The sequence below is a fragment of the Caulobacter flavus genome, from assembly GCF_003722335.1.
Lineage (GTDB): Bacteria > Pseudomonadota > Alphaproteobacteria > Caulobacterales > Caulobacteraceae > Caulobacter > Caulobacter flavus.
Window position 1 is genome coordinate 5,593,086 of sequence record NZ_CP026100.1, and the last position, 26,067, is coordinate 5,619,152.

Genomic DNA, 26,067 nt, shown 5'->3' on the forward strand with positions numbered 1-26,067 from the left:
GCCTCGCACGTCAGGATGAGGACGCTGGTTGCACAGACTTCCTCATCCTGGGGCGCCCGCGCAGCGGGCCTCGAAGGACGCAAAGCCTCAGCCGATGGCGACGATCTCGACCTCGCCGCCGGCCACCATGGCCGTGTCGCCGACGCCCTTGCCCATCAGGGCGCGGGCCAGCGGCGAGACGTAGGACACCGAGCCCTTGGCCGGGTCGGCCTCGTCCTCGCCGACGATGCGGAAGGTCTGGGTGCGGCCGTCCTCGCGGTCGAAGGTCACCGCGTCGCCGAATTGCACGCTGGTGCGGCTCTCGTCGCGCTCGACCAGCTGGGCGGTGGCGCGGCGCGCCGACCAGTAGCGCAGGTCGCGGGTGGCGCGAGCCATGGCCGTGCGATCGTCGGCCACGCCGCCTGCCGCCTGGGCCGCGGCGTAGGCGGCGCGCGCGTCGGCGAACTCGGCCTCGATCATCGCCATGCCTTGCGGCGTGACGAGATTGGGATGCTGCGAAATCGGACGGTCGGGAAGGTCGGCGGCGAACGCTTCGGCGTCGCCTTCCTTGGTGAAGGCCACGCTCATCGGGCGTCTCGCGGGAAAGGGGAACAGGCGGTCATCAGACGGAAACCCGAGGTGTCGCGGGTCGTTCCGCCGGCCCGGCTATGGCCGAGCCCAGCCTTCGGATCAAGGCGCCGGGGATCAGGTCGGGCGGCGCACCCCGGCGGCCATCCCTGGTTCAGGCCGGGACGGCCGCGTCGGACATTCTGGTCCTTACAGCGCGATCGCCAGCACGGCCCCGGCGACGCCGACGGCGGCCACCAGGAAGTAACCGATGGCGACACGGTCGAAGAGGCCTTCGAAGGCTTCGAAGCTACGGTTGGTCATGACACACATCCTTGAAGTTGGTGCGCGCCGACCCCCTCGGCCGGCGTGGTCCGATGGCGGTCTCTTGATGGCCGATTCATCTGAACAACGCTTAGATAGCATGGATCTTATCGTCGTCAAGATATCTTGACATTGTTTGGATGAATTTTCGCTACGTAAGGGATAGAGTGCCCGGCGATGACTCTCGCCCAGACCGAAGCCCGCCCCTATCACCACGGCGATCTCAGCCGCGCCCTCGTCGAGGCCGCCCGCAGGATTCTGGAGACCGACGGCCCGGCCGCCCTGTCGCTACGCGCCGTGGCGCGCGAGGCCGGCGTCAGCCCGGCCGCGCCGTACCACCACTTCAAGGACAAGGGCCAGCTGCTCGACGCGGTGGCGCACGAGGGCTGGGTGGCGCTCGACGCGGCCCTGATGAAGGCCCGCCAGGACAGCGACGACGACCGGCGGCGGATGACCAACCTGGGCGTCGCCTACGTCACCTTCGCCCGCGACAACCCCGCCCTCTACCGCGTGATGTACGACTGCTCGCGCGACAAGGACGCCCTCCCCGACCAGATGAAGGAGGAAGGCGCCTACTGCCAAGTGCGCAACACCATCGCCCACGCCGCCGGCGAGGGCGTCTCGGAGATCGACCTCGAACTGGCCACGATCGCGGCCTGGTGCGCGGGCCACGGCCTGGCGGAAATGAGCGGCTTCAAGCAGTTCGAAAGCCTGAAGGCCCTGCTCGGCGGCGAGGAGGCCTTCCTCAAGGCCGTGTTCGACCACCTGGGCATGTTCGCCAAGTTCGACCGGGGATGAGGTCGTCCCCCTTTCTCCTCCCCCGTGTAACGGGGGAGGGGGACCACGAAGTGGTGGAGGGGGCGAGACTGGGCTCCGCGCTTGACCTCGCCCCCTCCGTCGCGCCGCGTATCCGCAGCGCGCCACCTCCCCCGCTTCGCGAGGGAGGAGCATGAAGGCGTTCGCCACCCGCTTCGCCCCCTCGCCCACCGGCTACCTGCATCGCGGCCACGCCTTCTCGGCGCTGACGGCGTTCGCCGCCGCCCGCGACGCCGGCGGCCGCTTCGTGCTGCGCATCGAGGACATCGACGCCACCCGCAGCCGACCCGAATACGAAGCGGCGATCCTCGAGGACCTGGCCTGGCTGGGCCTTGCCTGGGAACAGCCCGTCCGCCGCCAGTCCGAGCATCTGGCCGACTACCACGCCGCCATCGAGACCCTGCGGATGCGCGGCCTCGTCTATCGCTGCTTCAAGACCCGCAAGGAGCTGGACATCGGCCGCGCCCCGCACGAGCCGGCCGCGCCCTATCGCGGCGCGCCGCCGCCGGCGGCCGAGGAAGCCGAGCGCCTCTCACGCGGCGAGGCCTTCGCATGGCGCCTGTCGCTCGACGCGGCGCAGGCGGCGCTGGGCGGTTTTTCGGACCTGGCCTTCGTCGAGGAAGGCGCCGGTCCCGAGGGCGAGACCGGCCTGATCCGGGCGCGCCCCGAAACCGCCGGCGACATCGTCCTGGCCCGCAAGGACGTCGGCGTCGCCTACCATCTCGCGGTCGTCCTGGACGACGCCCTGCAGGGGATCACCCACGTGATCCGGGGCGTCGACCTGTTCGAGGCCGCCCATATCCAGCGGCTGCTGCAGGCCCTGCTTGGCCTGCCCACGCCGGTCTACCGCCACCACCGCCTGCTGGCTGGTCCCGACGGCAAACGCTACGCCAAGCGCGACAAAGCCCAGACCCTGCGCGAGCTGCGCGCGGCGGGGATGACGCCGCAAGCGCTGCGGGCCGAGATGGGCCTCTAGCCGGGGCCGCCGGCCTGCTCGACCAGCTGGCCCATCGCCCGCAGATAGCCGGCGAAGGCCGCCCGACCGGTCTCGGTCAGGCGCACGCGGGTCAGGGGCTTGCGGCCGACGAAGCTCTTGTCGATCGACACGTAGCCGGCCTCCTCCAGCTTGCGCAGGTGGATGGAGAGGTTGCCCTGCGTGACCTCGAGCAGGGTCTTCAGCTCGGTGAACTCGGCCACCTCGGCGCTGGCCAGATAGGCCACCACGCCCAGCCGCACGCGGCCGTGGATGACGTCGTCTAGACCACTGATGTCGAACCTTGGCGTCACGATGGTCAGGCGGTCCGGCCCATGGCCTGGCGCATCATGAAAAAGCCGGGCGCGGCCATGAAGGCGAACAGGCCGAAGGCGGCGATCAGCAGATAAAGATCCGCGCGGTCGACGAGCAGGCCCATGCCCACGCCGCAAGCCAGCCAGCCCAGCGAGACCGCCAGCATCCAGGCCCGTTTGCGCAGGGCGAAGACCGCGTACCAGACCGCCCCCTGCAGCACGAAGACTACCGCCGGATGGTACAGCCAGTAGCGGAAGTCGTGGTTCTTCACGGCCGCCACGGCGAAGACGATGATCAGCGCCAGATTGGCCAGGCCCGCGCCCGAGAAGGCGGCGTTGATGGCGCGATGGGTCACCCCGCCCTTGGGCTTGCGACGCTCGACGACGATGACGATGGTCATCAGCATCACGAAGATCACCGTCGGCAGCCAGGCCAGGATCAGGTTGCCCAGCCCGCCCAGGCTCACCACGCCCTGCTCCTGGACGACGTAGACCAGGCACTGGACGCCATACAGCAGGCCGGCCGAGCCGTAGAGCGCGCCGCCGGCCACGCCGAGACCCGCCCGCTCGGCCCCGCCCTCGGCCAGGCCACGCAGGAAGGCCAGGTCGTCCTGCACCGTCTTCAGCTTGTCGTTCATGGGCGCGGCTCCGTCGGCGACATCATGCAGGGTCAAAGGATTCGCCCCAACAGCGGCATGCGGCGCAGGACCATGGTCGACAGCCAGCTCAGTGCGGTCGCCAGGACGAACACCGCCGCGCCCTTGGCCAGGCCGCCCCATGGCTGCGGCAGCAGCGTCCAGGCCAGCCACGAGGTGAAGACGTAGTGCAGCAGGTACATGCCGTAGGCGTTGGCCTGCAGGCTCGCCCCTGCCGGACCGGTCCTGCGCGCGAACCGCAGGAAGGTCGCCAGGGCGGCGAACGACAGACTCGCGCAGGCCAGGGTGAACATCACGCCGCCGAACAGGTCGAGGAAGGGCTTCGGCGGCGGGTTCGGCGAGAAGGCGACGATCAGGGTCGCCACCCCGCCGATGATCGGCAGCACCGGCGCCAGCTGCCAGAGCATCCAGCGCCTGGCCAGCTTGCCGTCGGGATCGGTCAGGCCCCGCCCGACGCCGGCCGCGCCGACGGCGACGCCGGCCAGGAAGTAGACGAGGTAGTGGCCGATGCGGGCAGTCTGCACCGTGAACGGGCCGACCATGGTCCAGTGGCCGAACGGCGTGGTCATCGACAGCGGCAGATAGGCCAGGGTGCTGACCAGCACGAGCCCCCAGAAGAACCGGGCCGGCCTGCGCTCGGCCCCTTCGCCCAGGCGCGCCAGGCGGTCGAGGACGCCCGGCGCGACGGCGTAGGTCGCCGCCATGATCGCCCCGAAGGCCAGCAGCACCCACAGGAACCAGGCCGGGCCGGCGGGCCAGAACGGCAGCCGCACCCAGGCCTCGGCGAAGGCCGTCACCGACGGCGCGCCGCCCGACTGCAGCCAGGCTGGATAGTAGGCCAGGGGCGCCAGCAGGGCGGCGGCGACCACGAACGGGATGCCCAGCCGCAGGGCGCGCCCCTTGAGGAAGCCGCCCGCCCCCTTGGCCTTCAGGCCGCCCGCGACGAACAGGCCGGAGACGAAGAACATCAGCGACATGAAGAACATGTCGTTGACCAGGGTCAGGATCCCGAACGCCCCCGCCTTCTGCGCGTCCACCACAGGGAACGCGGTCCACAGGATCGGCGGGGCGTCGAACGCCTTCGGGGCCGGCGCATAGGGATGATAGGTCATGGCCGTGTGGTGAAAGATCACCAGCAGGGTGACGAAGGCGCGCAAGGCGCCGACCGGAGCGTTGCGACCGTCGGGGACTACGGTCGGCTTTTCCAGAGTCTTGAACGGCGCGTGCATGGCTTCCTCCCCACCCGTATCGGTGACGAGGCGCACACTGTATCAACTAGTTTATTTTGTAAACTAGTTAGAGAACGACGATCTTCGGCAGGCAGCGCGGGAATGAAGGAAGGCGACGTCTCTGCACATTCGCGGCTTCGATGGCGCGAACCGTCGCCGACAGCCCGGATCGAAGCGTATGGGCTGGGCGTCGGCGATGGGTGGCAAGCGGGCGCGACCTCTCAAACCTCCCGTCATTCCCGCCTTGTGGCGGGAACCCCTGGTTCAGCTGACAGGTGAGACGCTAGCGAACCGCCTGCGGTTCGCCCCACCTGCCCTTGCGGCGGACAGAGAGGTTCCCGCCACAGGGGCGGGAATGACGGGAGCATGGGGAAGGTCCGCAAAGGGTCGTGAAGCGAACTCGGCGTCCTGGCCCGCTCAGGCTGCCTGATCGTCGCCGTGGGCGAGGCTCGCTTCAGGCCGCCTGGACCGCCTTCGCCGCGCGAGCCTCGCGCAGCAGGCCGATGGCCCGCAGCGTCATCTCAAGGCGCGACACGCCGAACAGGCCAACGCCCAGCACCACGAAGCCGTCGGTCAGCAGAACGGCGCTGATGTGCCAGGCTTCGGCCTCGGCCTCGAACACCGTCTTCAGGGCGAAGCGCACGACGAAGATGCCCAGCAGGAACAGGATCGCCGCCGGCGAGGGCCTGGTGTTCAGCTCGTGGGTATCGGGATCGATGGTGATCGGGATCAGCCGGCCGCGCCACCAGCCGATCGTCGCGCCCACGGCGAAGATCGCCGCCAGCCACAGCCAGTCGGTTCCGTGCGGCGTGAACTGCATGAACAGGAAGACCGTCGCGGCGACCATGATCGCCGGCAGAATCCACATGAATTCGAGCTTCAGCCGACGCGCCTTGCTCATCGACCGTAGGCGCAGCGCGAAGACGATGGCCACGATCACCGCGGTGACGCCGTAGCCGATCAGTTTCTGGTTGCCGTGATCCACGACGTTTCCCCCAAATCGCGCCGCAACACTCGCCGCGCCCCCGAACGGGATGAGCAACCGAAAAGCCGGTCGCCGTCAATCGCGGGCCAGCCTGCTCCAGTAGCGATAGCGGTAGGCCGTCGAAAAACCGCGCGCCGAGTAGAGCGCGACGGCCGGCGCGTTGACGTCCTCGACCTGCAGATAGGCCGTGCGCGCGCCCAGTGACGCCGCCTCGGCCAGCAAGGCGTCGAGCACGCGGCGCGCCAGGCCCCGGCGACGGAAGTCCGGATCGGTGCGCATGCCGAAGATCCCCACGGCCTGGCCGTCGACGGCGCAGGCGCCGAGGGCGGCGGTGCGGCCCTCCAGCGTCAGGCGCGCGAACCGGGCCGGCGCGGGAATGCGGCCCAGCGCCTGCAGGCGCTCGTTGGCGTCGGCGGCGTTGCCCTTGGCGGACGCGACCAGCAAGGCTTCGAAGGCCGGATCGGGTTCGGACGAGATCACGACCTCGGCGTCGCCGGCCCCGACGACCGGGCCGGTCATCAGCAGGGTCTCGCCGTGCAGCGCGTAGCCGCGACGCGCCAGGCGGTCGGCCAGATCGGCGGGCGACGTCGCCCCGTCGGTCAGCTTGAAGCGGACCGGCAGGCCGCGCGCGCCATAGAAGGCCTCGACGGCGTCGATGGCGGCTTCCGGTTCGCGGTCGGCCTCGCCCAGCGGCCAGCAGGCGTTGATCCGCAGCGAGAAGCCGTCGGTCGCGTTCAGCCGCCAGCCGCCCAGCCGCTCGCGCTCGCGGGCCGGCCAGGCGGCGTCGGCGATGGGTTCGAGGACGGAAGGGCTCATTTCTCGGCCAGCAGGGCTTCGACAAGGCCGCGGGCCTCGGGGCTGGACCAGTCGGCCTCGCCGGAGACGCGGGCGCGCTCGCGCCCCTGCTTGTCGTAGATCACCGTGGTCGGGTAGCCGGCGGCGCGCGGCTCGAGGTCGAACGACATCTTGTAGCTCTTGTCGCGGAACGAGACGAGCGGCCGGTTGGCGGCCATCTCGGCCTGGATCAGGTTGACGTCGCTGTCGCGGTCGACGCTGATCGGCAGCACCTTCAGCGGCTGGGCGGCGTAGGCGCCGGCCAGCTTGGCCAGGGTGGGCATCTCCTTCTTGCAGGGCGCGCACCAGGTGGCCCACAGGTTCATGACCACGACCTGGCCCTTGAAGTCGGCCAGGGTGTGGGGCTGGTTGTCCATGTCGGTGAAGACCGTGGCCGGCGCGGCGCGCGGCTGGGCCGGCACGTCCAGCTTGGCTAAAGACCCCTTCTTGAATTCCTTGAGGTCGGCGAGCTCTGCGGGTTTGAACGAAGCCTGGGCGATGACGTATACGACCGCGACGACGCCGACGAGCATGACGGCGCCGATCGCCCACTTCAGACCGCCGCGCTTAGGCGCCCCACCCGACTGGACTTCGCTCATATGACCGACAACGCCTCCAAATCGCCCGCCGCGAACGGCCAGGGCCAAGCCATGTGGGGCGGCAGGTTCTCGGCCAAGCCGGCCGAACTGATGCAGGCGATCAACGTCTCCATCGGCTTCGACAAGCGCCTGTGGGCGCAGGACCTGGCGGGCAGCCGCGCCCACGCGCGGATGTTGATCAGCCAGGGCGTCATTGCAAGCAGCGACGGCGAGGAAATCCTCGAAGGCCTGGCCAAGATCGAGGACGAACTGGCCACCGGGACCTTCCCGTTCCGCGACGAGTACGAAGACATCCACATGAACATCGAGGCGCGGCTGCGCGAGCTGATCGGCCCGACGGCCGGCCGGCTGCACACCGCCCGCTCGCGCAACGACCAGGTGGCCGTCGACTTCCGCCTGTGGGTGCGCGACGCCGCCGACCGTTCTGCAGCGCAGCTCGAAGCTCTGCAAAAGGCACTGCTGGCCCAGGCCGAGACCTATGCCGACGCCCTGATGCCGGGCTTCACCCACCTGCAGCCGGCCCAGCCGGTGACCTTCGGCCACCACCTGATGGCCTATGTCGAGATGTTCGGCCGCGACGCGTCCCGCTTCAAGGACGCCCGCGCCCGCATGAACGAATGCCCGCTGGGCGCCGCGGCCCTGGCCGGCTCGCCCTTCCCGATCGACCGCCACCAGACGGCCGCCTCGCTGGGCTTCGACCGCCCGACCGCCAACTCGCTGGACAGCGTCTCCTCGCGCGACTTCGCCCTGGAAGCCCTGTCGGCCGCGTCGATCACCGCCACGCACCTGTCGCGCCTGGCCGAGGAGATCGTGCTGTGGACGACGCCGATGTTCGGCTTCATCAAGCTGACCGACGCCTTCACGACCGGCAGCTCGATCATGCCGCAGAAGAAGAATCCCGACGCGGCCGAGCTGATCCGCGCCAAGGTCGGTCGCATCCTGGGCAGCCTGACCACCCTGACCGTGGTCATGAAGGGCCTGCCGCTGGCCTATTCCAAGGATATGCAGGAAGACAAGGTCCCGACCTTCGAGGCCTTCGACGCGCTGGAACTGAGCCTGCTCGCCATGGCCGGCATGATCGCCGACCTGACCCCCAACACCGAGAAGATGGCCGCCGCCGCCGGCGCGGGCTTCTCGACCGCCACGGATCTGGCCGACTGGCTGGTGCGCGAGCTGAACATGCCTTTCCGTGACGCCCACCACGTGACAGGCTCGGCCGTGAAAGCCGCCGAGACCAAGGGCGTCGATCTTTCGGACCTGTCGCTGGCCGAGTTCCAGGCGATCGAGCCGCGGATCACCGACGGGGTCTACGCCGTCCTCACCCCGGCCGCCTCGGCGGCCAGCCGCATGAGCTATGGCGGGACCGCCCCCGCCCAGGTGCGCGCCCAGATCGCGCGTTGGAAGGAAACCCTGGCATGATCCGCCCCGCCACGCTGCTCGCCGTCGCCGCCCTGGGCCTGACCGGCGCCGCCCTCTCCGCCTGCGGCAAGCAGGCCGAGCTGGAGCGCCCCGCGCCGCTGTGGGGTCCGGAAAAGAAGGCCGCCGAAGCCTCCAAGCGCCGCGAAGCCTCGGCCCGCGCCAACCAGCCGGCCCGCCCCAACGGCGTGCAGGAGAACGCCGATCCGGCGTCGAGCAACCGCACGACCCGCGCCGCCCCGCTGCGCGGCGCGCCGTCCGACCCGTTCGGCGGCCCGTCCGCCGCCGGCTTCCCGTCCTCGACGCCGAACTGACAATCCCTGCGTCCTTCGAGGCCCGCTGACGCGGGCGCCTCAGGATGAGGAGGGTCTGTGCTGAGTTCCTCATCCTGAGGTGCGAGGCGCAGCCGAGCCTCGAAGGACGCACGACCGACACCGAAAGCACCTCAGTGAACCACTTCGAATACGGCCCCGAGGGCCTGGCCTGCGAAGGCGTCCCCCTGGCCAGGATCGCGGCCGAGGTCGGCACGCCGGTCTACGTCTATTCCCGCGCCACGCTGGAGCGGCACTTCACGGTGTTCCACAGCGCCCTGGTCGACGCCGGCGTCGTCGATCCGCTGGTGGCCTATGCGGTGAAGGCCAATTCGAACGTGGCCGTGCTGAAGGTGCTGGGCGACCTGGGCGCCGGCGCCGACACGGTGTCCGAAGGCGAGGTCCGTCGCGCCCTCGCCGCCGGCATTCCGGGTGAACGCATCGTGTTCTCGGGCGTCGGCAAGAAGCGCGAGGAGATCGCCTTCGCCCTGAAGGCCGGCGTCGCCGAGATCAACGTCGAGTCCGAGCCGGAGATGGAGCTGATCGCCAGCGTCGCCGCCGAGCTGGGCGTGCGGGCCAAGATCGCCTTCCGGGTCAATCCCGACGTCGCCGCCGGCGGTCACGCCAAGATCGCCACCGGCAAGTCGGAGAACAAGTTCGGGGTCTCGTTCGCCGAGGCCGCGCGCCTGTATGCGAACGCCAGCAACAACGCCGCCCTGCAGCCGATCGGCGTGGCCTGCCACATCGGCAGCCAGATCACCGACCTGGAGCCGATGCGCGCGGCCTTCACCAAGATGCGGGGCCTGGTCGAGCAGCTGATCGGCGAGGGTCTGTCGGTCGAGCGCCTGGACCTGGGCGGCGGCCTGGGCGTGCCCTACTTCAACCACCCCGAGCCCCCGCCCCCGGCCGCCTTCGCCGCAATGGTCGCCGAGGTCACCAAGGGCTTGCCGGTGAAGCTGGCCTTCGAGCCGGGTCGCGTCATCGCCGCCAACGCCGGGGTGATGGTCAGCGAAGTCATCCACGTCCACGAGCGCCCCGAAGGCCGCAAGTTCCTGGTCATCGACGCGGCCATGAACGACCTGGTGCGCCCGGCCATGTACGACGCCTTCCACGACATCCGCCCGGTCCAAGGCGAAAAGTCCGGCGAGGCCGTCTACGACGTGGTCGGCCCGGTCTGCGAGACCGGCGACACCTTCACCCGCGACCGCGCCCTGCCGGTGTTCGGGCCGGGCGATCTGGTGGCCTTCATGTCGGCCGGCGCCTACGGCTCGGCCATGGCCAGCGAGTACAACACCCGCCCGCTGGTCCCCGAGGTGCTGGTCGACGGCGACCGCTATGCCGTGATCCGCAAGCGCCCGACCTATGACGAGATGCTGGCCCGCGACCTGGTTCCGGACTGGGTCTGATCGCGACGGGCGGCGGCAAATTCTTGCGCGCCGCTTCGCCTTCCCCTCACCGCCCGCAAAGTCTCGCCCCCAAACGCCCTTTGGGCTAGAAGCCACGCCATGTCGCACAACACCTTCGGTCACCTGTTCCGCGTCACCACCTGGGGCGAGAGCCACGGGCCCGCCCTCGGCTGCGTCGTCGACGGCGTGCCGCCGGGCATCCTGCTGACGGCCGAAATGATCCAGGGCTTCCTCGACAAGCGCCGGCCGGGCAACGGCAAGTTCGTCACCCAGCGCCAGGAGCCGGACGCCGTACGCATCCTGTCGGGCGTGTTCGAGGACGAGCGCACCGGCGGCCAGCGCACGACCGGCACGCCGATCAGCCTGATGATCGAGAACACTGACCAGCGCAGCAAGGACTACGGCGAGATCGCCCAGGCCTTCCGCCCCGGTCACGCCGACTATCCCTATTTCGCCAAGTACGGCGTGCGCGACTATCGCGGCGGCGGCCGCAGCTCGGCCCGCGAGACCGCCGCGCGGGTGGCCGCCGGCGCCGTGGCGCGGCTGGTGATCCCGGGCGTCACGGTGCGCGCGGCGCTGGTGCAGATCGGTCCGCACAAGATCGACCGGGCGAACTGGGACTGGGCGCAGACCGAAGAGAACCCCTATTGGTCGCCGGACGCCGCGATCATTCCGGTGTGGGAAGAGCACCTGGAAAAGATCCGTAAAGCCGGCTCCTCGACCGGCGCCGTGGTCGAAGTGGAAGCGACGGGCGTGCCGGCCGGCTGGGGCGCGCCGCTGTACGGCAAGCTCGACGCCGAACTGGCCGCGGCCCTGATGTCGATCAACGCCGCCAAGGGCGTCGAGATCGGCGAGGGCTTCGACAGCGCCGCCCTGACCGGCGAGGACAACGCCGACATGATGCGCCTGGGCCCCAACGGCGAGCCTGAGTTCCTGTCCAACCACGCCGGCGGCGTGCTTGGCGGCCTGTCGACCGGCCAGCCGGTGGTCGCGCGCGTCGCCTTCAAGCCGACCTCGTCGATCCTGATCCCGCGCCAGACCCTCAACGAGGCCGGCGAGGAGATCGACCTGCGCACCAAGGGTCGCCACGATCCGTGCGTGGGCATTCGCGGCGTGCCGGTGGTCGAAGCGATGACCGCCTGCGTCCTTGCCGACGCCTTCCTGCGCCACCGCGCCCAGACCGGCGGCGGCGCCTTCCTGCCGGGCGGCGGCGGCGAGCGGGTCTGAGCGGGAATTGATCGCTGGCGTAGGTCTCTGACCCTCCAGCCCTCCGGGCCACCTCCCTCAGAGGGGGCTGGGTTCTCCCTGGGAGATTGGGCGGCGATCCAGGTCAGCCGCGCCCTTGCCGTTCGCGCCAGTCCTCGGGGCGGGTGATCATCGACGATCTGAGGAACGGCGACTGGACCCGGTCGTACTCGGCGACGCCAAGATTTCGACATATTTGGTCAAGCAGTTCCGAGCCGCCGATGTCCGGAACCGGCTCGCCGTGCAGCTCTCGCCACAGGGCCTGAGCCTCCTGTTTGATGATGTCTTCGCGGCGGGGCATCGTCTTAAGTCTCGACCATTCGACACACCAACAGTCGAACTTTCAGACTCGTTCCTGATTTTTTCGTTTACAATCGTTAAGAGAACTGCGCCGGGCATCTATGCTTGTATTATGTGTCGGCACGGCGACCCGCCAAAGTCGGCCACACGACAGCGTCCTCTGGTCGCGGAGATCGTAAACCTTTGATCGGCTAGAACGGCGCACCGTCGTTCCACGAGTTCATCACCCATGCGCGCTTCCCGCCTGCTTCTCGTTCCCGTCCTGCTGGCGACCGCCGTCGGCGCCCAGGGATGCCTGGCCGTGGCGGCCGGCGGCGCCGTCGTCGGCGCGACCGGGGCCGTGGTCGGCACGGCCGGCAAGGTCGCCGTGGGCACCGGCAAGGCCATCATCCCCGGCGAAAGCAAGAAAGACCGTGAAAAGCGCGAGTTCCGCGAGTGGAAGAAGGCTCAGCGGAACGACTGACGCCCCCTACTCCGCCGCCTGCGGGATCTGGTCGCCGACGGCGACGCCCTGCAGGTAGAGCGACAGCGGACGGATCTCGTAGGCGCCCGTGGGATTGGCCTCGCCCAGCGCGCGCGACGTCGAGGGCCTCGTCCATCGAGGCGCAGTCGACGACGTAGAAGCCCAGCATGGCCTCCTTGGTCTCGGCATAGGGGCCGTCCATCACCACCGGCGGCTCCTGGCCCTTGACCAGCGTCTTGGCCGAGCCGGTGAAGCCCAGACGCCCGGCCGGACCCAGCTTGCCCTCGGCATAGAGCCGGTCGTGGACCACCGACAGGTTGGCCATCACCGCCGCGTCCTCGGCCGGGGTCCAATTGGCGACCAGATCCTGGTCGTTGTAGCAGAGGATGGCGTAGAGCACGGCGGGGCCTCCCGGGTCATTCGGTGACGAGAGGGGTATCGCGACCGCCGTTCTCTGGAAAGAGGCCTCAGGCCTCGGGCGCCCCCTCTACGACCGTTTCCGACGCAGGCTCCTCCTCCGCGGCGACCGGATCGGGCGACGGCGGACGCGGCCGGCCCAGCCGCACGATCTTCTCCTCGGCGTTGCGGACCATGCGGGTCTGGTCGTTGAACTGCAGCAGGTGGCCGCAGACGGCGAAGAAGCCGCCGGGCATGCGGGTGTCGATCCCCTCGGCCAGGGTCATCAGATAGAGGCCGGCGGCCTGCAGCCGGCCCAGGACCTGCAGCAGGTCGACGATGTGGGCGGCGAAGGCGTGCAGACTAGGAACCACCAGCAGGTCGCCGGGCCGGGCCGAGACGATCGCCGCGTCCAGCCCGGGCTTGTGCACCGCCAGGGCGTAGCAGGCGTCGTGGTGCAGCGTCTCGCAACCGGCGGCGGTCAGCTTGTCCGCCAGCGGTCCGTCGAAGGTCGCCCCCCGAACGGGCGGGACCCGGAAGTAGCCGATCATGCGCATAGGCGCTGTGTGACGAACTCCGCGCCGCCGCGAAAGGGGCGACGGCCTCAAAGTCGGGGATAAGCTGCCCTACAGGCTGAGCGCGCAGCTCTCGCCGATGGTCGGGCGCGACAGCACCACGCGCGACAGGCCGGGGAACTGCGGCTTCAGGCGCTCGGCGAAATAGAGGCAGATGCGCTCCAGGGTCGGGCTCTCCAGCCCCGGGCGGTCGTTGAGCAGGCCGTGGTCGAGCTCGGTGGCGACGGCCTTGAGGGCGACGTCCAGGCTTTCCAGGTCGGCGACCCAGCCGGCCGCCTGCATGGCGCCCTTCACGCTGGCCTCGACGCGGAACGAGTGGCCGTGCAGCCGACGATAGCGGTGATCGCCGGGGCCTTGCTCAATATAGTGGGCCGCATCGAAATGCGCGGCCTTCGTGATCTCGAAGACGGGTTCGGACATGGACTTCTTTTATGACTAGGCCTGGGAGGCTCTAGCGCGCGGTCCTGTCACCAAACCGAGCGCCCTATCCGTCAGGGCAGGCCGAGATACTTGTGTGTCTGGACGCTTAAACGCCATTTGGGGTGGGCAAGGCAATAGGCGACGGCCAATTGCGTGTTCCTGTCGCGGTCCGGACCGTCCATCGGCTGCAGGTAGAAGCGCTCGAAATCCATGTCCGCGAAGCGTTCCGGCATGGCCTTGTCCTGCGGAAAGACCAGCTTCAGCTCCTGGCCCGAGGTCTGCACGACCGGGGCGTCGGCCTTGGGGCTGACGCAGATCCAGTCGATGCCGTCGATGGCCGGCAGGGTACCGTTGCTTTCCATGGCGATCTGGAAGCCGCGCGCGTGCAGGGCCTCGACGATCGCCGCGTCCAGTTGCAGCAGCGGCTCGCCGCCGGTGCAGACCACCAGGCGGTCGTCCGGACCGCCGGTCCAGGCGGCCTCGACCGCGTCGGCCAGGGCGTCGGCCGTGGCGAACTTGCCCCCGCCCTCGCCGTCCGTGCCCACGAAGTCGGTGTCGCAGAAGGTGCAGACGGCCTTGTGGCGGTCCTGCTCGCGGCCGGTCCACAGGTTGCAGCCCGAGAAGCGGCAGAACACGGCGGCCTTGCCCGCCTGGCCGCCTTCGCCCTGCAGGGTCAGGAAGATCTCTTTGACGGAATAGGTCACGGAACCAGGGCCTCGCGACCGGCCGCGTCCCATTCGGCGTAGCCCTTCTCGCGCAGCTCGCAGGCCGGGCATTCGCCGCAGCCATGGCCCCACGGGTGAAGCTGCCCCCGTTCGCCCTGGTAGCAGGTGTGGCTCTCGACCACGATCAGGTCCACCAGGTCCTCGCCGCCCAGTTGCTTGGCCAGGGCCCAGGTCTCCGCCTTCGTCAGGTACATCAGCGGGGTCTCGACGCGGAAATCGCGGTCCATGCCCAGGTTCATGGCGCTCTGCATGGCGTCCAGCGTGTCGCGGCGGCAGTCGGGATAGCCCGAAAAGTCGGTCTCGCACATGCCGCCGACCAGGGCGTCGATGCCCCGGCGGTCGGCCAGGGCCGCGGCGTAGATCAGGAACACCAGGTTGCGGCCGGGCACGAAGGTCGACGGCAGGCCGCGCTCGGTCATCTCGATGGCGCGGTCGGCGGTCAGGGCCGACTGGGCGACGGCGCCGAAGCTCTTGATGTCGAGCACGTGGTCCTCGCCCAGGCGCTGCGCCCAATGCGGAAAGCGGGCGGCGACCTGATGACGGACGGCCTGGCGGGCCTCCATCTCGACCGAGTGACGCTGGCCGTAGTCGAAGCCCAGGGTCTCGACGCGGGCATAGCGCTCGAGCGCCCAGGCCAGGCAGACGCTGGAGTCCTGGCCGCCGGAGAACAGCACCAGGGCGGCGCCCGAGGGCGCGGAAGGCGTGAGTGATGCGGACATGCCCGCTCCTCTACACGACCTTGCCCCCCGCCGAAACGGCGGCGCGCGGACCGGTCTCGCGCGTCACCGTCGGAAGACGTCGTTTTGCGCTGTACCTTTTACGGGAATGATCCAAGATACCCGTCCTTGGGGAGCGGATTTTCCTCGCTGTATCGGGCACGTCTTCACGCTTGACGCTGCGTCAGGCGGTAGACCCGTTTTTCTAATTTTTGCGAAAACGCGAGCTTTCAACAATTAGATGACGTTACGGAAAGTGAAAAGCCGTAACCTATCGCTGTTTACTTACAGCACCGCCAGTTGACAGCCAAAGAACGCAAGTATGCAATCTCGCAAAGTCGAAGCAGGTCTGCCGGACACCTGCGCGCCGGTCTCCGCAATGGAGATACGACAATGAAAACGTGCGGCGACGAGGAAACAACGGGACGCGGATAGGGGCCGCCAACAAGGCGTCATCGCGTCCAGGGAGGGATTTCGAATGACGCAGACCCCGCGCTTGCGGCGCCTCTTGGCCATGGGCGCTTCCGCCGCCGTGCTGACCGCCGTGGCCGCCCCGGCCGCCTTCGCCCAGACTCAGGTTCCGGCAAAGCCAGCCTCCGACAACGTCATCGAGGAACTGGTCGTCACCGCCCAGAAGAAGGAGGAAGCCCTCCAGGACGTGCCGATCGCGGTCTCGGCCTTCAGCCAGGACAGCCTGGAAGCCCAGAAGATCGACGGCGGCCCGAACCTGCAGCAGGCCATTCCGAACGTCAGCTTCGGCAAGAGCAACTTCACCAACAGCTTCAACTTCCAGATCCGCGGCATCGGCTCCAAAGGCGTCGGCGTCTCGGCCGACAACGGCGTCGGCGTGCACGTCAACAACGCGCCGCTCCAGGCCTCCAACCTGTTCGAGGCCGAGTTCTACGACGTCGAGCGGGTGGAAGTGCTGCGCGGCCCGCAGGGCACGCTGTACGGCCGCAACGCCACCGGCGGCGTCGTCAACATCATCACCGCCAAGCCGGCCGACCGCTTCGAGGCCCTGGGCCGCGTCGAGTACGGCAACTACGACACCAAGAAGGTGCGCGGGATGGTCAACATCCCGATCGTCGAGGAGAAGATGGCGCTGCGCATCGCCGGCGCCCTCGTCCAGCGCGACGGTTTCGTCACCAACACCTTCAACAACAAGAAGGTCGACGACCGCGATCTCTACTCCACGCGCGTCAGCCTGGCGGTGAACCCGAACGAACGCCTGCGCGTCAACCTGATGTGGGAGCACTTCAAGGAAGACGACAACCGCGCCCGCATCGGCAAGCAACTGTGCACCAAGGACGACGGCCCGGCCACGGTCGGCGGCGTCGCCACCGGCACGTCGCGCCGCTACCTGACCCAGGGCTGCGCCTCGGCCAGCCTTTACAGCAACGCCGCCTACGGCACGGTCAACACCTCGGGCACGCTCTATGGCGTGCTGGGCAACCTGGTGGGCTTCACCAGCGGCGACCTCAACGCTGGCGACACGGTCACCCGCGACCTGCGCGAGATCGAGACCCGCTTCGACCCGATCTATCGGTCGACCTCGGACGTCTACCAGTTCAACTTCGCCTACGACCTGACCGACCAGCTGACCTTCACGTCGCTGAGCTCGATCAGCGTCAACGAGGTCTATTCCAAGCAGGACTACTTCCGGAACATCTCGCCGGGTACGTTCAACAGCACGGCCCTGACGCCGGGCGGCAACTTCACCGACCCGCAGACCGGCACGGCCAACACCTTCCTGACCTATGACATCTCGTCTTCGGACGCCAAGCAGATCAGCCAGGAGTTCCGCCTGCAGTCGGCCTTCGACGGGCCGATCAACTTCAACGTCGGCGGCATCTACTTCGACTACAAGGGCACGACCGACTACTACGTGGTGTCGAACGGTCTGACGATCTCGGCCCTGGCGCTGAACTTCCAGAACACCGGCAATCCGAACTGCAACCCGGCCACCACTGCCAACTGCATCGGCATCGACACCTCGCCGACGCCCAATGGCCAGGGTCACAACTACTTCGACAACCGCACGCCCTATCACCTGAAGGCCACGGCGCTGTTCGGCGAGGTCTACTGGCAGGCCAGCGAAGACCTGAAGTTCACCCTGGGCCTGCGCCAGACCCACGACCGCAAGACCACCGACAACATCTCGACCGCGCTGCTGGCCCCGGGCTACGGCCTTGTCACCGGCACCCCGGCCAAGCAGGTCTCGGACTTCAAGGAACTGACCGGACGCCTGGGCTTCGACTACAAGGCCAACCTGCCGTTCACCGACGAGACCCTGCTCTACGCCTTCTATTCCAAGGGGTACAAGGGCGGCGGCGCCAACCCGCCGGGGGCCATCGGCGTGGCCGGCGTGGCGGCGACCTACCAGCCGGAATTCGTCAACGCCTACGAGATCGGGGCCAAGAACACCCTGCTGGGCGGCAGCCTGATGCTGAACGCCACCGGCTTCTACTACGACTACAAGGGCTACCAGATCTCGAAGATCGTCAACCGCACCTCGGTCAACGAGAACATCGACGCCAAGGTCTGGGGCGTCGAGCTGGAAACCCTGTGGCAGCCGGTCAAGGGCCTGCGCCTGAACGCCAACGTCGGCTACCTGAACACCCAGATCAAGGACGGCGTGTCGTCGATCGACGTCATGAACCGCACCCAGGGCGACCCCGCCCTGACCCTGGTCAAGGCCGCCCGGCCGACCGCGGCCCTGGGCAGCAACTGCGTGCTGACCACCGCGGGCGTCGCCACGATCATCGGGTCGGGCCTGGGCGGCACCCTGCCGCTGGCCTGCGCCGGTCCCGGCACCGGGGCCAGCAGCTACTACAGCAACCTGGCCAACACCCTCTACACCCTGCCCACCGCCAGCGGCGGCGCGGGCCTGACCGCGGCGCAGGCCACGGCGGTCCAGACCATCCTGGCGGCGGCCGGCGGACCGGCGGCCGGGGCCTCGACCCTGGCTGGCGCGCTGATCTCGCAGGGCTTCACCCCCGCCCAGGCCACCGGCCTGGTCACCGTGGCGCTGACGGCCAACACCCTGGCCAACGGCGTGGGCCTCTACAACTACGCCGCCGGGGCCTCGATCGACGGCCGCGCGGCCGACCTGTCGGGCAACGAGCTGCCCAACTCGCCGCACTGGACCCTGTCGCTCGGCGCCCAGTACAGCTGGGACCTGCCGGCCGGCTGGGGCGCCACCCTTCGCGGCGACTACTATCGCCAGAGCGAGCAGTACGCCCGCATCTACAACACCGAGTACGACCGGCTGAAATCCTGGGAGAACGTCAACCTGACGCTCAAGATCGAGAAGCCGGAGCTGGGCCTGTCGATCGACGCCTATGTGAAGAACCTGCTGAACAAGACGCCGATCACCGACGCCTACACCACCGACGACACCTCGGGCCTGTTCACCAACGTCTACACGCTGGAACCACGCCTCTACGGGGTCAGCCTGACCAAGACCTGGTGAGCCTGATCGGGCCGGATCGGCTCGAGACGGGGGCGGCGGATGCAAATCCGCCGCCCCTTTTGCTTTCGGCGTCGTGACTTAACGACTCTGCAAGGCCAAGTCGTCCAATCTGTGAATTCCCCGACGACCAGCCCCCGGCCGCATGGAAACGCTCGCCCGCCTCATCGATCGCCGCGATCCGGTCGATCCCCGCACCGCCTGCAGGGCGGTGCTGGAGATCTTCGCGAGCGAGCCCGCCCTCGCGGCCCTGGCGGTGACGCTGGACGGCGCGCCGGTCGGCCTCGTCTATCGCGACGTCTTCGTCGGCCAGATGCTGGTCGCCGCCGAACACCTCAACGAGCGCCCCGTGTCGGAGGTCATGGACCCCGAGCCGCGCAGCGTGCGCGTGGCGATGGAGCCCGGCGTGTTCGTCGACGCCCTGGCCCAGAGCGCCACCCCCGTCTTCCGCACCGCCTTCGTCGCCACCGACGAGGACGGCCTCTATGTCGGCGTCGGCGGCCTGGCCTCGCTGCTGGCCTCGCACCGCCGCAAGCAGCGCGAGGCCCGCGAGGCCATGGGCCTGGTCGAGCGCATGGCGCACGACATCGGCCTGCACCTGGACGGCGTCCAGGCCTTCACCGACCGGCTGGAACAGCAGCGCCTGGCGCCCGACGCGGCCGCCTGCGTGCGCGCCATCAGCGACACCAGCCGCGACATGAGCGAGATCCTGGGCCGGGCCATGGACCTGCACCGGGCCGCGACCGGCGGCCTGTCGCTGTCGCCCGAACCGACCCGCCTGCGCGACCTGGCCGACGCCGTCGAGGCCCGCTGGGGCCCGCGCGCCGCCGAGGGCGGCTCGACCCTGCTGTTCTCCTACGACGGCGACCCCGAGGCCGCCGCCCTGGTCGATCCCTCGCGCCTGCTGCAGGTGTTTGACGCCCTGATCGACGGCGCCCTGGCCCACGGCCGCGGCGTGATCGAGGCCAGCCTGCGCGCCCGCCTCGACGGCGAAACCCTCCGCCTGGAAGGCGACGTGCGCGACAACGCCGCCGCCGTCACCGCCGAGGAGCGCCTGGCCCGCGTGTTCGACCCGCTGGGCGAAGGCCGCATGGACGACCGCGCCGAGATGGCCCTGGGCGTGGGCATGGCGCTGGCCCACCGCGTGCTGCGCGAGATGGGCGGCCAGGTGCGCGCCGAGCCCAACCGCGGCGCCGGCCTGACCCTGCGCTTCGCCCTCACCGCCCCGGTCGCCGAGGTCGAGACCGGCCAGGACGAGGACCTCAGCGTCTCGGCCCGCCCCGCCCACATCCTGATCGTCGACGACAACGCCACCAACCGCATGGTCGCCGAGGCGCTGTGCGAGATGTTCGACTGCACCTCCGAACAGGTGGCCGACGGCGTCGAGGCGGTCGAGGCCGCCCGCACCGGCCGCTTCGACCTGATCCTGATGGACATCAAGATGCCGCGCATGGACGGGGTGGCCGCCACCCGCGCCATCCGCGAGCTGCCCGGCGCGGCCGGCGCGGCGCCCATCGTCGCCCTGACCGCCAACGCCGGTCCCGAGGACGTGGCCGTCTACCTGGCCGCGGGCATGCAGGACGTGGTCGAAAAGCCGATCAAGCCCGAGCGTCTGGCCATCGTGCTCAGCGCCCTGCTGAACGGCGAGGACGAGCAGGAAGCCGCCTGACCGACAGGCCAGTATTGCCGCCTCAACCTTGACGAAAGCTACGCTACGGAAAGTTGTCCAAAGTGTTGGCTTGAGTAAAGTCCGCGACACATCGCCGCCGCTACTGGCGCCGTCGTTACACCACCTCTAAGTTGATGGGGGAGCGGGAGACGATAGCGTCGTGTTGAATTCGGCCGAACAGCAGGCTTGGGAGTTCCTGAGCAAGGCGCCGCACTACGGCGCGCCGGCCGAGGTCGAAGCTCATTTCGGGCGCGCCCTGGCCGCCTTCGGCTACGACCGCTTCGCCGCCACCCTGGTCAACGCCGAGCGCTACGGCAAGGAGCCCCCGGCCCTGTCGCGCCAGGACTTCGAGTCCTGGGACGCGCGCTATTGGGGTGAGCGCTACGTGGTGCACGATCCCTGCGTGAAGCTGCTGCTGAAGTCGAGCAAGTCGTTCGCCTGGAGCGACGCCAAGCCCCTGGGCGACCAGCGGGCTCACGCCATGTGGGGCGAGGCTTCCGAGTTCGGCATGAACGACGGCTACGTGGTGCGGGTTTTCGGTCCCGCCGGCCACGAGGTGCTGATCCGCATGTCGACGGCGTCGCCCGACACCGATCCGGCCCAGCGCGCCGTGGTCGAGAGCCTGGCCACGGTGTTTGGCACCATCATGCTCAAGCACTGGGAACTGCAGGACGACAATCCCGACTACGGGGTGATCTCCGAGCGACAGGCCCAGTGCCTGTACTGGGCCAGCCGCGGCAAGACCGACTGGGAGATCGGGGCCATCCTCGAACTGTCGCCCCGCACCGTCCACCACCACGTCGAGGCGGCCAAGAAGCGCCTGGGGGTGGTCAAGCGGCAGGAGGCGGTGATGAAGGCCGGCGAACTGGGCCTGCTGAAGGCCGAATGAGCCTTCCCGCCCCGCGGATCGCCACGGCCACGCTGCGCGCGTAACGCTGGAATATGAAATTTCACAACCTTGAATGATCATCGAACATCTGTTAGGTGTTCGACATATCGCTTCGCGCGTGCATCGGCTCGCTGAACGAAGCCCTTTCGTGGCAAGGTGTGCGTCAGCGCACAGAAGCCCCCTCCCCGATCATTGGTAATGGCCGCACGGACTGGGGCGGCGCGTCACATAGGCCGTTTGGCCTATCGGCGATTGGGCGGATCATGCCGCCTAATGCGGGCTGTCCAGAACGGGGGACAGCCATGATCCACATCATCACCTGCGAAAACCGCCACCTCTACGGGCCCCAGTTGTGGGCGATGCACGAGGAACGCCGCAAGCAGTGCGTCGAGAAGAACGGCTGGGTCGACCTGGTCGTGCTCGACGGCGGCGAAGTCGACGACTACGACGACTCCCGCGCCATCTACCTCCTGGGCTTCGACGACGAGATGCGGCTGGAGGTCGGCCTGCGCCTGCGGCCCACCGACGACCGCTGCATGCTGGCCGACAAGTTCGCCCACCTGATCGCGCCGGACGAGACCCCCAAGAAGGGTCATGACGTCTGGGAAGCCAGCCGCCTGTTCACCACCGAGGCCTATCGCGCCAAGAAGGGTCCGGGTCGGGGGACCCGGGTGTTCGAGGCCTGGGCCGCGGCCATGGAGCTGGCGCTGGTCAACAACGTCACCCGCTTCGTGGGCATGATCGACATGGCGCTGTACCCCGGCATCATGAACTCGCCGATCGACACCCGGCTGGTCGGCCTGCCGCGCCCCTACGAGTTCGGAATCGTCGCCGGCTCGGAAATTCCCCTGTCGCAAGAACTGTTGCAACGGGTGAGGGAATCGATCGCCATCGAATCGACGGTCGGCTATCACGTCGACGAACTCGACCTGCGGGCCTTCGGCGATCTCGCCGCCGTGCAGCGTCAGGTGCTGCGGGCGATGACGCCCCAGATTCTTCCGGGTTCGGAGCGCGACGAAACCCTTTCCGCAGAAGCGCTCTACCGCTTGCACGACGCCAGCGGCCAGGCGCGGCGGATCTGGAACGATCGCAGTCGGAAATCGGAGTTTCAGCTTAACGCTTAGGCGGAGCCCAAGCTCCACCTCAGCGACGTAGCGCCGCACCTGTCCTAGCTCGGCTTTCGCCAACGCCCCGGTCGTGTCATTTTACACAAACAACCGTTGGAGGCGAAAAAGTTGAGTGAAGAAACCGAAGGCCGGCGACCCAACCCGGTCGATCTGCACGTCGGCGGTCGAGTCCGTATGCGTCGCAAGCTGTTGGGCGTGAGCCAGGAGCAACTGGCCGATTCCCTGGGCCTGACGTTCCAGCAGGTCCAAAAGTACGAGCGTGGCGCCAACCGCGTCAGCGCTTCGAAACTGTACGAGATCGCCCGCACCCTGCAGGTGCCGGTGTCCTTCTTCTTCGACGGCCTGGCCGACCCGATGAGCGGCGCCGAAGAGGACGAAGTCGGCCACCACGCCGAACGCGTCGTTCAGGAATTCCTGACCACGCCGGAAGGCCTGGAACTGGCCGAGGTGTTCCCGAAGATCAACCGCGGCCGCGTCCGCCGCCAGGTGCTGGACCTCGTCCGCGCCATGGCCGAGGAAGCCGCCCGCGCCGACGCCTGATCCTTCGCGGTCACCGAGTAAAAGCTTAGAAAAGCCTCGCCTCCCCCCAGGCGAGGCTTTTTCTTTGGGGGAACGGGTTCAGCCCGTGCTGGCCCGGCTCTGGGCCGCCAGCCAGATCCGCTTGGCCGTCTGCAGGCTGGCCGGCGCCAGGCCCCGCAGGTCGTGACTGCGCAGGAAGGTCAGGCCCAGCTCGCGGTCCTTGCGCCAGGCCACCTTCACGTCGTGCGCGAAGCCGCCGACCAGGTCGACCAGCTGCACGTTGGCGGGGGGCGTGGAGCCCGACAGCATCAGCACGCGCGCGCCGCCGTCCGAGACGTCCTTGATCACGCAGTCCCAGGCGAAGGCGCCGCACAGCACCTTGCCCGACCTGTTGGTGTTCAGGCGCGGCGCAGCGCGACGATCGGCCCCCGTGCCTGAATCAAACCTCGACATGACCTCAACAACGCACGGCGCGGTTAATCGGTCGTCGTTTTAGACGGTTTTTCCGACGTTTACCTAAGCTTGGCCGTGGATGGATCGGTGGACGGGTCAGGCCGCGTCGCGCCCGGGCTCGGGCCGCCAGCCGTTGTCGAGCAGGTCCAGCGCCATCAGATGGGCCAGCTCCAGCACCTGGCCCTCGAGGCTGTCGAGCAGCTCCAGGCGGCGGGCCGGCGACGGCGTGTGGGCGTAGAGCGCGCACAGCACGTGCAGGCGCGCGCGGATGCTGGGCGGCTGGAAGTCCGAGTGCAGCACCGACGGCGTCGACAGCTCGGCGTCGGACACGCCGCGGCGGCCGAACGGCCCCGAGGGCGCGTCGTCGGGCGCGTCCCCGAGCCCGGGCCAGGACGACCCGCGCCCCTGACCCGAGACCTGGACGGGCGCCTGGATCTGCACTTGCTGCTGCGACGACTTCCTGGACATGACTGAACTACGCTTTCCTTCCTCGGGGTTAGAACTCATCAGGCCACAAGGGCCGGGGCGCCGCAGCGCATGCCGTTGGCCCGCACGTCGGCCTCGCCCAGGCCCACGCCGACCAGGGCGGTCAGGCGGTTGATCGCCAGGTCCAGGGGCGAGGCGGCGGCGGCCAGCAGCGGCTTCAGGGCCGCCAGGATCGCCGACTCGCCCAGGCCCAGCTGCAGGCCCAGCAGATGGACGTCCAGCGACAGGTTGCCCAGCAGGGTGGCCACCGTGGTCGACACCAGGTCGTTGGTCTTCACGGTCTTGACCGTGCCGGCCGCCACGTCGGCGCTGCTGAACACGACGTTGCGGAAGCTGGCCCCGCCCAGGTCGACCTTGGCCGCGCCGTCCACCGTGAACAGCGGGGCCTGGACGATCCGGCCCTTGGTCGGGGTCAGGCCGACCTTGAAGTTGGACAGCTTGCTGGTGTCGACCTGGCCGATGGTCAGCGAGCCGACGCTGGGCTTGACCGCCAGGGTGGTCGTGCGGGTCTTGCAGTCCAGCGCGGCCAGCTTGGCCTCGCCCGAGGCCAGCTCCACCAGCAGCGGCACCTTGACCTGGGCCAGGCCGCCCAGGATCCCCGATCCCAGCAGCTTGGCCTCGACATACAGCCGCGTCTGGGCCGTGCGGACCACCACCGATTTGTCCTGGGTGACGGTCATGTAGGACGAGTTGTTCATCGGCTCGCCGATGGCCAGCCAGGCGTCGACGTCGGCCAGGCCCGGAATGGCCGCGCCCAGGTCCAGCTGCACCTGCCGCGCGCCGTTGCTGAGCATCAGCATGGCGTTGGCCAGCTGCATGGCGTCCGTGCCGATCCCGGCGCTGGAGCCGCCGGCCACGTGGTCCTGGCCGCCGTAGGGGCCGAGGTTGACCAGCGTGCTGAGCTTGACTTGCTGGCTTGAGGCGGTGGCCGAGGCCAGCACCGTGGCGGCGCTGGCGGCGCGGCTGTCGCCGGCGGCGTTCAGCACGTCGGCCAGCACCGACAGGGCCTTGCCGGTCTTCACGTCGGTGGCCAGCAGGTCGTCGTAGCTGGCGGCGTTGATCCCCAGCTTGGTGTCCAGCGCGTCGAGATAGTCGAACAGGTCCACGTCGGCGTCGGCCAGGGCGTTGTAGTCCATGACCGACAGGCTGACCTTGCTGCCGGTCAGGCCGGTCAGCAGGGCGTTGGCGACGCCCGCGTCGAGGCTGGCCAGCCGGGTGCCGATCGAGAAGCTGGCCAGGTCGGCGCGCGTGGCCGTCGCCTGGCGGCGGATCGGGATCGTCTTCTTGCCCAGCAGGGCCTGGCCGAAGAACAGCGGCGCCTCGCCCTGCAGGACGACGCGGGCGGCGTCGGGATCGACCTCGCCGGCCTGGAAGCGCTGGCTGGGCCCGCCGACGGCGCGAGGGTCGTAGCGGCCGCGCGCGACCTGCGCCGTCACCGCGCCGCCGACCGGGTTGATCTCGACCGTGGCGTTGGCGGCGGCTTGGGCGTGGGCGATGTCGCTGGCGGCCGCCATGGCCGCCAGGTCGGCCACGCCCTGCAGCCGGCGCGACTGCAGGTAGACCGAACCGACGTCGACGGCCAGGGCCGCCAGGCCGACGCCGCCCGTCAGGGTGGCCGCGGCGATGATCGCCACGCCGCCCTTATCGTCGCGAAGCCAGCGGCGCATCATTCAGTAGCCCCCCAGACGGACCGAGGCCTGGCGCGTGATCATGCTCGAGGGCATCGGGGCGATCTTGGAGAAGGCGAAGACGACGGTCTTGGAGGCGTCGTAGGAGACCGACACCACGGTGCGGTCGGAACGCTCGGTGACGGTGGTCTTCACCAGGGAGCCGTCGAGGCCGGAATAGTCGGCCATGCCCTCGGTCACCGCGGCCTTGGCCAGCGAAGCCCGCTCGGCCCCGTTCAGCCCGGCCACGGCCGCCCGCGCGGCGTCGTTGGCCACCTGCTGCACCGAGTGGGCCATCCAGAAGTACGCGCCCCAGCCGAGCATCCCCACCACGAGCATGATGAGCATCGGACAAACCAGGGCGAACTCGACCAGGGCCGTCCCTGTCCGGTCCGCGCCGAACTTCTGGAAGAACTGCTTTCTGCACATAGGCGCCTCCGCATATCCTTTCGGTTGCGGCATGAGCGTAAGTCGACCTTGGCTGTCAGCGAGTTCTCACGGAAAATCCGCGTTATTTGAAGTTCGCGGACTTCGAACTT

At 68.9% G+C, this 26,067-nt stretch carries 29 protein-coding genes and 2 pseudogenes; 12 read left to right on the forward strand and 19 right to left on the reverse strand.

What is annotated here, in order from left to right; translation table 11 throughout:
• Positions 1 to 87: 87 nt before the first annotated feature.
• Entirely contained in the window at positions 88 to 567 is a 480-nt protein-coding gene (gene greA, locus C1707_RS25505; RefSeq protein ID WP_101714935.1) for a transcription elongation factor GreA, read from the reverse strand.
• Positions 568 to 1,047: 480 nt separating this feature from the next.
• On the opposite strand from greA, the gene C1707_RS25510 reads away from it, so the two are divergent.
• Positions 1,048 to 1,668, forward strand: coding sequence for a TetR/AcrR family transcriptional regulator (locus tag C1707_RS25510; RefSeq protein WP_101714934.1), 621 nt, complete (start codon positions 1,048 to 1,050; stop codon positions 1,666 to 1,668).
• Between the two features lie 151 nt (positions 1,669 to 1,819).
• Positions 1,820 to 2,662, forward strand: a complete 843-nt coding sequence (gluQRS, locus tag C1707_RS25515; protein ID WP_101714933.1) for a tRNA glutamyl-Q(34) synthetase GluQRS — start codon at positions 1,820 to 1,822, stop codon at positions 2,660 to 2,662.
• On the opposite strand, the gene C1707_RS25520 is transcribed toward gluQRS, so the two are convergent.
• From C1707_RS25520 to C1707_RS25545, 7 genes and pseudogenes are all read right to left on the reverse strand, one after another.
• A complete protein-coding gene (locus C1707_RS25520) occupies positions 2,659 to 2,973 on the reverse strand; it encodes a winged helix-turn-helix domain-containing protein (RefSeq protein ID WP_101714932.1) in 315 nt (104 codons plus the stop codon). The genes gluQRS and C1707_RS25520 overlap by 4 nt on opposite strands.
• Before the next feature lie 5 nt (positions 2,974 to 2,978).
• Positions 2,979 to 3,611: a hypothetical protein gene (locus tag C1707_RS25525; protein WP_101714931.1), complete on the reverse strand. Its 633-nt coding sequence runs from the start codon at positions 3,609 to 3,611 to the stop codon at positions 2,979 to 2,981.
• Between the two features lie 32 nt (positions 3,612 to 3,643).
• Positions 3,644 to 4,858, reverse strand: a complete 1,215-nt coding sequence (locus C1707_RS25530; RefSeq protein WP_101714930.1) for an acyltransferase family protein — start codon at positions 4,856 to 4,858, stop codon at positions 3,644 to 3,646.
• 242 nt (positions 4,859 to 5,100) lie between these two features.
• Positions 5,101 to 5,226, reverse strand: a pseudogene (locus C1707_RS26925) (hypothetical protein); the annotation flags it as partial.
• Positions 5,227 to 5,312: 86 nt separating this feature from the next.
• Positions 5,313 to 5,843 (reverse strand): CcdC protein domain-containing protein, encoded by a 531-nt coding sequence (locus tag C1707_RS25535; RefSeq protein WP_164467465.1) that lies wholly within the window; start codon positions 5,841 to 5,843, stop codon positions 5,313 to 5,315.
• Between the two features lie 75 nt (positions 5,844 to 5,918).
• A complete protein-coding gene (locus tag C1707_RS25540) occupies positions 5,919 to 6,659 on the reverse strand; it encodes a GNAT family N-acetyltransferase (RefSeq protein ID WP_101714928.1) in 741 nt (246 codons plus the stop codon).
• A complete protein-coding gene (locus C1707_RS25545; protein ID WP_101714927.1) occupies positions 6,656 to 7,276 on the reverse strand; it encodes a TlpA family protein disulfide reductase in 621 nt (206 codons plus the stop codon). The genes C1707_RS25540 and C1707_RS25545 overlap by 4 nt, the downstream gene beginning before the upstream one ends.
• Here C1707_RS25545 and argH point away from each other — a divergent pair, their 5' ends adjacent.
• Entirely contained in the window at positions 7,277 to 8,695 is a 1,419-nt protein-coding gene (gene argH, locus C1707_RS25550) for an argininosuccinate lyase (protein WP_101714926.1), read from the forward strand.
• Complete coding sequence (locus C1707_RS25555; protein ID WP_164467466.1) at positions 8,692 to 9,006, forward strand: hypothetical protein; 315 nt, start codon at positions 8,692 to 8,694, stop codon at positions 9,004 to 9,006. Before argH ends, C1707_RS25555 begins: the two co-directional genes overlap by 4 nt.
• A gap of 4 nt (positions 9,007 to 9,010) precedes the next feature.
• On the opposite strand, the pseudogene C1707_RS26930 reads toward C1707_RS25555, so the two are convergent.
• A pseudogene (locus tag C1707_RS26930) lies at positions 9,011 to 9,098 on the reverse strand (hypothetical protein); the annotation flags it as partial.
• Between the two features lie 42 nt (positions 9,099 to 9,140).
• Here C1707_RS26930 and lysA point away from each other — a divergent pair.
• Together lysA and aroC are read left to right on the forward strand one after the other, a co-directional pair.
• Complete coding sequence (gene lysA, locus C1707_RS25560; RefSeq protein ID WP_101714924.1) at positions 9,141 to 10,409, forward strand: diaminopimelate decarboxylase; 1,269 nt, start codon at positions 9,141 to 9,143, stop codon at positions 10,407 to 10,409.
• Positions 10,410 to 10,508: 99 nt separating this feature from the next.
• Entirely contained in the window at positions 10,509 to 11,636 is a 1,128-nt protein-coding gene (aroC, locus tag C1707_RS25565) for a chorismate synthase (RefSeq protein WP_101714923.1), read from the forward strand.
• Positions 11,637 to 11,739: 103 nt separating this feature from the next.
• Here aroC and C1707_RS25570 read toward each other — a convergent pair whose 3' ends face one another.
• Positions 11,740 to 11,955, reverse strand: coding sequence for a hypothetical protein (locus C1707_RS25570; RefSeq protein WP_101714922.1), 216 nt, complete (start codon positions 11,953 to 11,955; stop codon positions 11,740 to 11,742).
• Between the two features lie 228 nt (positions 11,956 to 12,183).
• Here C1707_RS25570 and C1707_RS25575 point away from each other — a divergent pair, with 228 nt between their 5' ends.
• Positions 12,184 to 12,417 (forward strand): hypothetical protein, encoded by a 234-nt coding sequence (locus C1707_RS25575; protein WP_101714921.1) that lies wholly within the window; start codon positions 12,184 to 12,186, stop codon positions 12,415 to 12,417.
• Here C1707_RS25575 and C1707_RS25580 read toward each other — a convergent pair.
• From C1707_RS25580 to queC, 5 genes are all read right to left on the reverse strand, one after another.
• Complete coding sequence (locus tag C1707_RS25580; protein WP_338032073.1) at positions 12,341 to 12,817, reverse strand: YciI family protein; 477 nt, start codon at positions 12,815 to 12,817, stop codon at positions 12,341 to 12,343. The genes C1707_RS25575 and C1707_RS25580 overlap by 77 nt on opposite strands.
• 67 nt (positions 12,818 to 12,884) lie before the next feature.
• Positions 12,885 to 13,364 (reverse strand): recombinase family protein, encoded by a 480-nt coding sequence (locus tag C1707_RS25585; RefSeq protein WP_164467467.1) that lies wholly within the window; start codon positions 13,362 to 13,364, stop codon positions 12,885 to 12,887.
• Between the two features lie 75 nt (positions 13,365 to 13,439).
• Positions 13,440 to 13,808: a 6-carboxytetrahydropterin synthase gene (locus tag C1707_RS25590; RefSeq protein WP_101714919.1), complete on the reverse strand. Its 369-nt coding sequence runs from the start codon at positions 13,806 to 13,808 to the stop codon at positions 13,440 to 13,442.
• Between the two features lie 71 nt (positions 13,809 to 13,879).
• Positions 13,880 to 14,512: a 7-carboxy-7-deazaguanine synthase gene (gene queE / locus C1707_RS25595; RefSeq protein WP_101714918.1), complete on the reverse strand. Its 633-nt coding sequence runs from the start codon at positions 14,510 to 14,512 to the stop codon at positions 13,880 to 13,882.
• Positions 14,509 to 15,252: a 7-cyano-7-deazaguanine synthase QueC gene (gene queC / locus C1707_RS25600; protein WP_101714917.1), complete on the reverse strand. Its 744-nt coding sequence runs from the start codon at positions 15,250 to 15,252 to the stop codon at positions 14,509 to 14,511. Before queC ends, queE begins: the two co-directional genes overlap by 4 nt.
• Before the next feature lie 475 nt (positions 15,253 to 15,727).
• On the opposite strand from queC, the gene C1707_RS25605 reads away from it, so the two are divergent.
• The 5 genes from C1707_RS25605 (at position 15,728) to C1707_RS25625 (ending at position 22,943) form a co-directional block, all read left to right on the forward strand.
• Positions 15,728 to 18,721, forward strand: coding sequence for a TonB-dependent receptor (locus C1707_RS25605; protein WP_123170807.1), 2,994 nt, complete (start codon positions 15,728 to 15,730; stop codon positions 18,719 to 18,721).
• A gap of 142 nt (positions 18,722 to 18,863) precedes the next feature.
• A complete protein-coding gene (locus C1707_RS25610) occupies positions 18,864 to 20,387 on the forward strand; it encodes a response regulator (RefSeq protein ID WP_101714916.1) in 1,524 nt (507 codons plus the stop codon).
• A gap of 160 nt (positions 20,388 to 20,547) precedes the next feature.
• Complete coding sequence (locus C1707_RS25615; RefSeq protein WP_101714915.1) at positions 20,548 to 21,276, forward strand: helix-turn-helix transcriptional regulator; 729 nt, start codon at positions 20,548 to 20,550, stop codon at positions 21,274 to 21,276.
• A 302-nt stretch (positions 21,277 to 21,578) separates the two neighbouring features.
• Positions 21,579 to 22,400, forward strand: coding sequence for an acyl-homoserine-lactone synthase (locus C1707_RS25620; RefSeq protein ID WP_101714914.1), 822 nt, complete (start codon positions 21,579 to 21,581; stop codon positions 22,398 to 22,400).
• A gap of 111 nt (positions 22,401 to 22,511) precedes the next feature.
• On the forward strand, positions 22,512 to 22,943 hold the full coding sequence (locus tag C1707_RS25625) for a helix-turn-helix domain-containing protein (RefSeq protein WP_058348070.1): 432 nt from the start codon (positions 22,512 to 22,514) through the stop codon (positions 22,941 to 22,943).
• A 78-nt stretch (positions 22,944 to 23,021) separates the two neighbouring features.
• Here the strand turns inward: C1707_RS25625 and C1707_RS25630 are convergent, their stop codons facing one another.
• From C1707_RS25630 to C1707_RS25645, 4 genes are all read right to left on the reverse strand, one after another.
• Entirely contained in the window at positions 23,022 to 23,375 is a 354-nt protein-coding gene (locus tag C1707_RS25630; protein ID WP_058348071.1) for a PilZ domain-containing protein, read from the reverse strand.
• Between the two features lie 96 nt (positions 23,376 to 23,471).
• Entirely contained in the window at positions 23,472 to 23,843 is a 372-nt protein-coding gene (locus C1707_RS25635; protein WP_101714913.1) for a hypothetical protein, read from the reverse strand.
• A 38-nt stretch (positions 23,844 to 23,881) separates the two neighbouring features.
• The gene (locus C1707_RS25640) at positions 23,882 to 25,531 is read right to left on the reverse strand and encodes a pilus assembly protein TadG-related protein (RefSeq protein WP_240633826.1); all 1,650 of its coding nucleotides are present in this window, start codon (positions 25,529 to 25,531) and stop codon (positions 23,882 to 23,884) included.
• A complete protein-coding gene (locus C1707_RS25645) occupies positions 25,532 to 25,957 on the reverse strand; it encodes a TadE family protein (protein WP_101714912.1) in 426 nt (141 codons plus the stop codon).
• Positions 25,958 to 26,067 lie beyond the last annotated feature (110 nt).